This window comes from Neisseria sp. P0009.S007, assembly GCF_051962515.1.
In genome coordinates, this window is sequence record NZ_JBQCVF010000017.1 from 1 (window position 1) to 8,766 (window position 8,766).

General features: G+C 48.3%; 8 protein-coding genes. 3 read left to right on the plus strand and 5 right to left on the minus strand.

Going from position 1 to position 8,766, the window contains the following annotated elements; translation table 11 throughout:
* The 4 genes from ACTHS3_RS03330 to ACTHS3_RS03345 form a co-directional block, all read right to left on the minus strand.
* A partial coding sequence (locus tag ACTHS3_RS03330) for an HI_0552 family protein (RefSeq protein WP_440367169.1) occupies positions 1-97 on the minus strand: 97 nt, incomplete at its 3' end.
* 34 nt (positions 98-131) lie between these two features.
* Positions 132-641 carry a hemerythrin domain-containing protein gene (locus ACTHS3_RS03335; protein WP_004519620.1) on the minus strand — a complete coding sequence of 170 codons (510 nt, stop codon included), beginning with the start codon at positions 639-641 and terminating at the stop codon, positions 132-134.
* A 92-nt stretch (positions 642-733) separates the two neighbouring features.
* The gene (gene azu / locus ACTHS3_RS03340; protein ID WP_003748712.1) at positions 734-1,312 is read right to left on the minus strand and encodes an azurin; all 579 of its coding nucleotides are present in this window, start codon (positions 1,310-1,312) and stop codon (positions 734-736) included.
* 291 nt (positions 1,313-1,603) lie between these two features.
* Positions 1,604-2,026 carry a DciA family protein gene (locus ACTHS3_RS03345; protein ID WP_039862113.1) on the minus strand — a complete coding sequence of 141 codons (423 nt, stop codon included), beginning with the start codon at positions 2,024-2,026 and terminating at the stop codon, positions 1,604-1,606.
* Positions 2,027-2,180: 154 nt separating this feature from the next.
* On the opposite strand from ACTHS3_RS03345, the gene secA reads away from it, so the two are divergent.
* The 3 genes from secA (at position 2,181) to ACTHS3_RS03360 (ending at position 6,722) form a co-directional block, all read left to right on the plus strand.
* Positions 2,181-4,934: a preprotein translocase subunit SecA gene (gene secA, locus ACTHS3_RS03350; RefSeq protein ID WP_049335622.1), complete on the plus strand. Its 2,754-nt coding sequence runs from the start codon at positions 2,181-2,183 to the stop codon at positions 4,932-4,934.
* 132 nt (positions 4,935-5,066) lie between these two features.
* Entirely contained in the window at positions 5,067-6,167 is a 1,101-nt protein-coding gene (gene aroC / locus ACTHS3_RS03355; RefSeq protein WP_004519617.1) for a chorismate synthase, read from the plus strand.
* A gap of 117 nt (positions 6,168-6,284) precedes the next feature.
* Positions 6,285-6,722, plus strand: coding sequence for a ProQ/FINO family protein (locus ACTHS3_RS03360; RefSeq protein WP_004519616.1), 438 nt, complete (start codon positions 6,285-6,287; stop codon positions 6,720-6,722).
* A gap of 342 nt (positions 6,723-7,064) precedes the next feature.
* Here the strand turns inward: ACTHS3_RS03360 and ACTHS3_RS03365 are convergent, their stop codons facing one another.
* Positions 7,065-8,639, minus strand: a complete 1,575-nt coding sequence (locus ACTHS3_RS03365) for an inorganic phosphate transporter (protein WP_039862088.1) — start codon at positions 8,637-8,639, stop codon at positions 7,065-7,067.
* Between the last annotated feature and the right edge of the window lie 127 nt (positions 8,640-8,766).

Sequence of the window (8,766 nt, forward strand, 5' to 3'; positions counted from 1 at the left end):
CCTTGATTTGCGGAATGCTTTCAGGCTGGTATTTTTTAAGCTGGGAAAACTGGAAAAAAGGGATATTGAACAAATCGCAACTTTTTGGGGTCAGCATAGTGTATTCCTTGAGACGATTGTTTCAGACGACCTTATTTGCGGCGGCGTGCAGCCATAATTTCGCCGATTTCGGTCAGTTTTTCTTTGGGGATAAAGGTTTTGCCCATATCAAATAGCGGCTCTTCAATCGCCAGATGAACATCATATCCTGCGACAAAGCGTTTGAACGTTTCCGCATCGGGGATATAGGCGTTGTCTGCTTCGAGTTTGGCGAATTCGGCAGATACCGCCGCCCAGTTGTTGTGCAGGCTGATATGTTGGCGCAAAAGCTCGTCAACGCTTTCTTGAGCTTGCGGCGCATATTGCAATAGAAGCGGGAAGAAATTTTCTTCTTCGTCTTCATGGTGCAACGGCGCGGCAACATTAAAATATTGGGCAATTTGGCGGATGGTTTGCAAAACGATTTGATTGCAGCCGTTTTCGGCAATATAGTTCGACAACATGGCAACCTGGCTGCAGAAACGGCGCACTTTGCCATGACAGGCGTACAGCATTTCAATGGGTTCGGCAAAAGTAACGCTTTTGGTTTCAAACGGATTCATGGTTTTGAAGTTTTATTCTTAAATTAATGTTTCCAGATTATAACAAAACAGCCTGCGCAAGGCAGGCTGTCTGTTTTCGAGCTTGAGGCGGATTAGTCAACCAAAGTAACTTTACCGTTCATCAAAGCGCCGTGACCTGGGAAGGTACAAGCGAATTTGTATTCGCCGCCGGCCAATTTAGCAGGATCCAGAGTCAGGGAAGCTTCTTCGCCGCCGCCAACCAGTTTGGTGTGGGCAACAACGCGTGCGTCGTCAGGTTTAACGTAGTCAGTTGCAGCAGCACCGGCACCGTCTTTGAAAATACCGTCCATGTCTTCGGCTTTACCGATGACGATGTTGTGACCCATGCTTTCTTTAGGTTGGGTACCAGTGTGTTTCAAAGTGATGGTGAATTCTTTACAAGCTTTGCTCACTTGGATTTCTTTAGTGTTAAACTGCATAGCGTCGTTGGCTTCAACAGTAGTTGCGCAGTTGCCGGCAGCAGGAGCGGCGGCAGCATCGGCTGGAGCAGCTTCAGAGGCAGGAGCGGCATCGGCAGGTGCAGTAGTTTCTGCAGGAGCAGCTTCAGAAGCAGCGGAAGCAGCAGGTGCTTCAGCAGGTTTTGCAGCTTCTTGAGAGCATGCAGCTAAGCCGATAACGGCAGCGGAAATCAGAGCCAGATAAGCTTTCATTGATGTATCTCCTAATGATGAGAGTCTTGTTAAGTTCTATTAATAGAACCCGCGCGAATATATTAACAAAGACAAATGTCAAACTTAAACTTATTCACGCAGAGTGATAAGAAATTCAGGCGTTATTTTGCTACAAACTTCACACGAAATCAAAATTTCAGGCCAAGTTTACATCAGTTTACCTAAAAGAAAACAGTTACTGTTTAGGTCGTATTTCTTTAGTATTAGATGCTATCAGTCAAATGAAATAAATTTTAACATTTATTAACCATAATCTCATTCGGCATGATTTTAGCGGCTGTGCTTGCGCACCAATTCTGCCAATGCCGCCGCCAATTCGGGATGTTTGCCTTCCAATTTGGCTGCCGCCTCATCGAAGCTGTCTAAAGCTGCCTCGCTCAATCTCAAACTATTGGTTTTCGGCTGAGCCGGAGGCTTGGGAACTACCCTGACCACCACTTCCCTGACGCCTGTATGCAATGTTTGCAACTTGGGCAACATGGCAGGCAGGATCATTTTCAAACGCGAAGCAGCCATATTATTGGCGGCAAGCAAGACCAATCTTCCGTCTTCTACGCAGGCCGTCTGAAAATGCGGATGCAGGTTGGCCGGCAAAACCGTTTTGATTTTTGCATCCAATTTCCGCCATTGTTGCGATTGTTGCAACAAGCCCGCCAATAAATGATTGCGCTTGCCTAATTGTGCTAAATCCATATATTTCAGACGGCCTCTCAGTAAATTAACCAAACAATTACAATTGAAATACAGCAAAACCGCCTTTATTTCAAACAGCATTACCGCGTTATACAAGCGCTTGTGTTAAAATCCCAATTTCGCCCACTATTATATCAAGGCGCAGGAATTATTCATGCTGACAAACATTGCTAAGAAAATCTTCGGCAGCCGCAACGACCGCCTGCTGAAACAATATCGTAAATCCGTTGCCAAAATCAACGCGCTTGAGAAACAAATGCAGGCATTGAGCGATGCAGAACTGCAAGCTAAAACAGCCGAATTCAAACAACGTCTCGCCGACGGACAAAGCCTGGACGACATCTTGGTCGAAGCCTTTGCCGTCTGCCGCGAAGCATCAAGCCGTGTATTGGGCATGCGCCACTTTGATGTACAGCTTATCGGCGGTATGGTTCTGCACAACGGCAAAATCGCCGAAATGCGTACCGGTGAAGGTAAAACTCTGGTGGCCACCCTTGCCGTTTACCTGAATGCATTGTCAGGAAAAGGCGTCCACGTCGTTACCGTCAACGACTACCTCGCCTCCCGTGACGCGAGCATTATGGAGCCTTTGTACAACTTCTTAGGCTTGAGTGTCGGCGTGATCGTCGCCGATTTGCAACCTTTCGAACGCCAAACCGCTTACGGTGCCGACATTACTTACGGCACCAACAACGAATTCGGCTTCGACTACCTGCGCGACAATATGGTTACCGACCAATACGACAAAGTTCAGCGCGAATTGAACTTTGCCGTTGTCGACGAAGTGGACTCCATTCTGATCGACGAAGCGCGTACGCCGCTGATTATTTCCGGCCAGGCAGATGACAACATCCAGCTCTACCGCGTAATGGATGCCGTTCCGGCCCACCTTATCCGCCAAGAAACCGAAGAAGGCGAAGGCGATTACTGGGTAGATGAAAAAGCACACCAAGTTATTCTGAGCGAAGCTGGTCACGAACACGCCGAGCAAATCCTGACACAAATGGGCTTATTACAGGAAAACGACTCGCTCTACTCTGCCGCCAATATTTCCCTGATGCACCACCTCATGGCGGCATTACGTGCGCACACCCTGTTCCACAAAGACCAACACTACGTCATTCAAGACGGTGAAATCGTGATTGTGGACGAATTCACAGGCCGTCTGATGGCCGGCCGCCGTTGGTCCGAAGGCTTGCACCAAGCTGTTGAAGCCAAAGAAGGCGTAGAAATCAAACGCGAAAACCAAACGCTTGCATCTATTACCTTCCAAAACTACTTCCGCCTGTACAGCAAACTATCCGGTATGACCGGTACGGCCGACACCGAAGCCTTCGAGTTCCAAAGCATTTACAACCTCGAAACCGTCATCATCCCGACCAACCGTCCTGTACAACGTAAAGACTTCAACGACCAAATCTTCCGCTCAGCTGAAGAAAAATTTGAAGCCGTTGTCAAAGACATTGCCGAATGCCACAAAAACGGTCAACCGGTTTTGGTCGGCACCACCAGCATCGAAAACTCCGAACTGGTTTCTGACTTGTTACACAAAGCCGGTCTGCCGCATAACGTTCTGAACGCCAAAGAACACGAGCGCGAGGCATTGATTGTAGCTCAAGCCGGTAAAGTCGGCGCAATTACCGTTGCCACCAACATGGCAGGCCGCGGTACCGATATTGTCTTGGGCGGCAACCTCAAACATCAAATCGAAGCCATCCATGCCGATGAAACCCTGAGCGAACAGCAAAAACAAGCGCAAATTTCTGCCCTTGAAAGCGGTTGGCAAGCTGAACACGACCAAGTTGTGGCCGCAGGCGGTTTGCATATTATCGGTACAGAACGCCATGAAAGCCGCCGTATCGACAACCAGTTGCGTGGTCGTGCCGGCCGTCAGGGCGACCCCGGCTCCAGCCGTTTCTATCTATCGTTTGAAGATCCATTGTTGCGCCTGTTTGCACTCGACCGTGCCGCCGCCATCCTCAACCGCCTGGCACCTGAACGCGGCGTTGCCATCGAACACGGCCTGCTGACCCGTCAAATCGAAGGCGCACAACGTAAAGTCGAAGGCCGCAACTTTGATATGCGTAAACAGGTTTTAGAATATGATGACGTTGCCAACGACCAACGTAAAGTGATCTACCATCAACGCAACGAAATCCTGACCAGCAAAGATGTCAGTGATTTGACCCGCGAAATCCGCGCCGACGTTATCAGCGACTTGGTTGATTACCACATCCCGCCTGACAGCATGGAAGAGCAATGGGACATTCCAGCACTGGAGCACCAACTTGCCGCCGATTTCCGCCTGCATGTCGATATTAAAGGCTGGCTGAAAGAAGACAGCACTTTGGACAACCAAGACATTAAAGAACGCCTCATCAAGCGCATCGAAGACGAGTATGCCGAAAAAGTTGAATTGGTCGGCAAACAGGCTATGTCAGACTTCGAACGCAATGTTATGCTGCAAGTTATCGACAACCAATGGCGCGAACACCTCGCCGCTATGGACTACTTGCGCCAAGGTATCCATCTGCGCAGCTATGCTCAGAAAAATCCGAAACAGGAATACAAACGCGAAGCTTTCGCCATGTTTGAAAATCTGTGGCGCGGTATCAAACAAAACATTGCCGCTTTGCTGACTGCCGTTCAAATCGAGCGCAATAGCGAATACGACCACACCGCCGCACAAAGCGTCAGCGATGTTCAAACCGTCCACTCCGATGCGCCTGATATGGAAGAATTGCTCGGTCAATCGCAAACCGATTTGGTTACAGAAGCGTTCGACCCTGACGGCACAGACTTCAGCCCTGAAGCGCTTGCACAAAACGGCCTGATTGTTCACCGCAACGATCCTTGCCCTTGCGGCAGCGGCCTGAAATACAAACAGTGCCACGGTAAATTGAACTAAGTAGTCATCTCAAAAGGCCGTCTGAACGGTGAAACGAGAATCTTTGATTTCGTTCTCACATCTGTTCAGACGGCCTGAGAATTATCCAAACAAGTAAAAAATTTCCAAACCCAATTTCAAAAGAGTATCCCTATGGCAGGCAATACCTTCGGACAAATCTTTACCGTTACCACTTTCGGCGAAAGCCACGGCGCAGGCTTGGGCTGCATCATCGACGGCTGCCCGCCAGGATTAGAATTGAGCGAAGCGGATATCCAATATGACCTTGACCGTCGCAAACCCGGCACCAGCCGCCACGTTACCCAACGTCGCGAAGCCGACCAAGTCGAAATCCTCTCCGGCGTATTCGAAGGCAAAACTACCGGTACACCTATCGCTCTCCTAATCCGCAATACCGACCAACGCAGCAAAGACTATGGCAATATCGCCACCAGTTTCCGCCCCGGACATGCCGATTACACCTACTGGCACAAATACGGTACACGCGACTATCGCGGCGGCGGTAGAAGTTCCGCCCGCGAAACCGCTGCCCGCGTTGCAGCCGGAGCAATTGCGAAAAAATGGCTGAAAGAAAAATTCGGTACTGAAATTACCGCCTACGTTACCCAAGTAGGCGAAAAAGAAATCCAGTTTGAAGGTTACGAATATATTTCCCAAAATCCTTTTTTTGCCGCAAACCAAAGCCAAATTGAGGACTTGGAAAACTATATGGACAGCGTGCGCAAATCATTGGATTCTGTCGGCGCAAAACTTCATATCGAAGCAGCCAACGTCCCTGTCGGCTTAGGCGAACCAGTTTTTGACCGCCTCGATGCAGAAATTGCCTATGCCATGATGGGCATCAATGCCGTCAAAGGCATGGAAATCGGCGCAGGTTTTGATAGCGTAACTCAACGCGGCAGCGAGCACGGCGACGAGCTCACGCCTCAAGGCTTTCTATCCAACCACTCAGGCGGCATCTTGGGTGGCATCAGCACCGGACAAGACATTCATGTGAATATTGCCATTAAACCGACCAGTTCCATCGCCACACCGCGCCGCAGTATTGATATAGAGGGCAACCCTGTCGAACTTGCCACACACGGCCGCCACGACCCCTGCGTCGGATTACGCGCCGCTCCGATTGCAGAAGCCATGCTGGCATTGGTCTTGATCGACCACGCCTTACGCCATCGTGCACAAAATGCCGATGTTCAGGTTAATACACCAGACATTGCCAAATTGGAAAAATAACCGTTTATTTCTGAATATTCTCAGAAAAATTTAGCCAAATCACAGTCTTTATACTACAATAGCACCTTATTGCCGTATGACGAAAATACGGATTTATATTAGAGGAATACAACCGCAATGGCACAAGAAACCGCTTTGGGCGCTGCGCTGAAATCTGCCGTCCAAACTATGAGCAAGAAAAAACAGACAGACATGATTGCCGACCACATTTACGGCAAATATGATGTATTCAAACGATTCAAACCGTTGGCCGTCGGTATCGACCAAGACTTGGTTGCCGCCCTGCCCCAATACGACCCTGCACTGATTGCACGCGTACTGGCTAACCACTGCCGCCGTCCGCGCTATCTGAAAGCCCTGGCTCGCGGCGGCAAACGTTTTGACTTGAATAACCGCTTCAAAGGCGAAGTCAGCGCAGAAGAACAAACCATCGCCCAACAGCACCCAGCCGTTCAACAGGCATTGGCTGCACAAGCCGAACGTCAAGCCGCTAAGGCTACTACAGAAGCAGAAGTAGCTCCTACTCAAGCCGAGACCAACGAAGCTTCTGAATAATGTTCAGACGGCCTGATAAGGCTTGCACTAAATAAATAGAGCCCCAATTTAATACGACATCTTTAACGTCGATGAATTGGGGCTTTTTATTGCCTTAACCTTATAGTGGCTGATTAAAAATAGCCTTGTTTACCCCCACCAAGCCAAGTTTTGAAACCAAAATCTTTTCTAAGCTATTCCCAATAAGGTATTTCTTTATTACGCTGATTATTCTTGTATCAATTTAAACATTGAACAACATTATTTGTTCGACATTAAAGCAATCTAAAATCTACTCTTATGAACATAAGTAAAGGCCGTCTGAAATATCTTTCAGACGGCCTTTTTAAATCAAACAGTCAGTTAAAACACGGCTTGCAAAACCAAATAGCTGACAACAGACAAAACGGCAGCAGCAGGCAAGGTAATAACCCAAGCAAGGCCGATCGGTTTCATCAATTTCCAGTTGGCATTGCGGTTAACCAAGCCGATACCCAAAACTGCACCTACCAAGATATGGGTACTGGAAACAGGCAAGCCCATAAATGATGCGGCCATCACGACGGCGGCGGCAGAAAGCTCTGCTGAGAAGCCTGACGCGGGGTGCATTTCTGCTAAGCTGGTGCCTACGGTTTTAATCACTTCTTTACCGACAAACCATAAGCCGACGATCAAAGCGATACCGAAAGTCAACATGGCAATTGGCGGCACGGCGTTTTGAGAAGTAATGCTGTTGGTACGCAGCACATCCATAATCGCGGCAAACGGACCAATCGCATTGGCAATATCGTTTGCACCATGGCTGAATGCGAAACCGCAAGCAGTAAATACCTGCATCCATGAGAACATTTGGAAAGTCGATTTATCCAAATCTTTGCGTTTCAAACTTTTGGCGAATACAAACGTACCCATCCAAATAGCTGCGCCGATCATGAAAATGGTCAGGAAGCTGTTGACGTTGCTCATGCCCAAATGCAGATTTTTCAGACCTTTAAAAATCAACATGGCCGCAATCATCATGCCGCCGACAGAAGCAATAAACGGCACCCAGGAATGCAGTGCTTTGTAAGAATCTACTTCGCCCTTACGGCTGTCAAAGCGGTGCAGACCGCGATAATACTCAGACTGCAATTCTTCAGGATCAAAGTCCGGCTCATCATAAATTTGGGCATCGTGCGCCATTTTGGTGGCGTATTCGACTTTTTCAGATTCACTCAAGGCATCAAAAAACAGGCGGTGCTCTTCTTTATAGGCTTTCTTCTCCAACTTGATGCCTTTGAGCGTATTATCGGCCCAAGAGTTGTAGTCCAAAACGTTTTTCTTAATTCGTGAAAACAATAGATAGGAAACGATGCCACCTAATACCGGAGACAAAATCCAAGACAAGGCAATTTCGCCCAACTTGTCCCATTGAATCAGCGCAATGGAATCCACACCGTTCAATGCCGCCATACACAAGGCACTACCGACGATACCGCCGATAATGGCGTGTGTCGTAGAAACCGGCAGACCTTTGCGCGATGCAAAAAGCAGCCACAATGCCGCAGCCAAAAGCGCAGACATCATAATAAAAACAAACTGCATCGGATCCAGATGCATGCCATTCAAATCGACAATACCCTTACGGATGGTATCTGTTACCTCGCCGCCGGCAATCACTGCGCCGCTGACTTCAAATACTGCCGCAATCAGCAAAGCTTGCGGAATAGTCAATGTGCCGGAGCCGACACTTGTACCGAAAGAGTTAGCAATATCGTTACCACCCACATTAAACGCCATGAAGACGCCGAAAAAGGTAGCAAGGATAAACAGGCCGGAGTGGTTGTAGTGGGTATAACCCAGGCCCCAATAAATAAAATAGCCGACCATGCTCACAAGCATAGCGGCAAAAACCGTATTAATCAGCTTCAAGTTCGCACTCGACTGAGTTTGAGCCATGGAAAGTTTCCTTTTGGAAAACATGTTGAGTCACGTTATTTTAACCTCTTTGTAATCTTTCTTGCACCAACTATTTACATTAAATGCCGAAATTCCCGTAAAAACGTCAAAAGGCGTTAAAATGTCG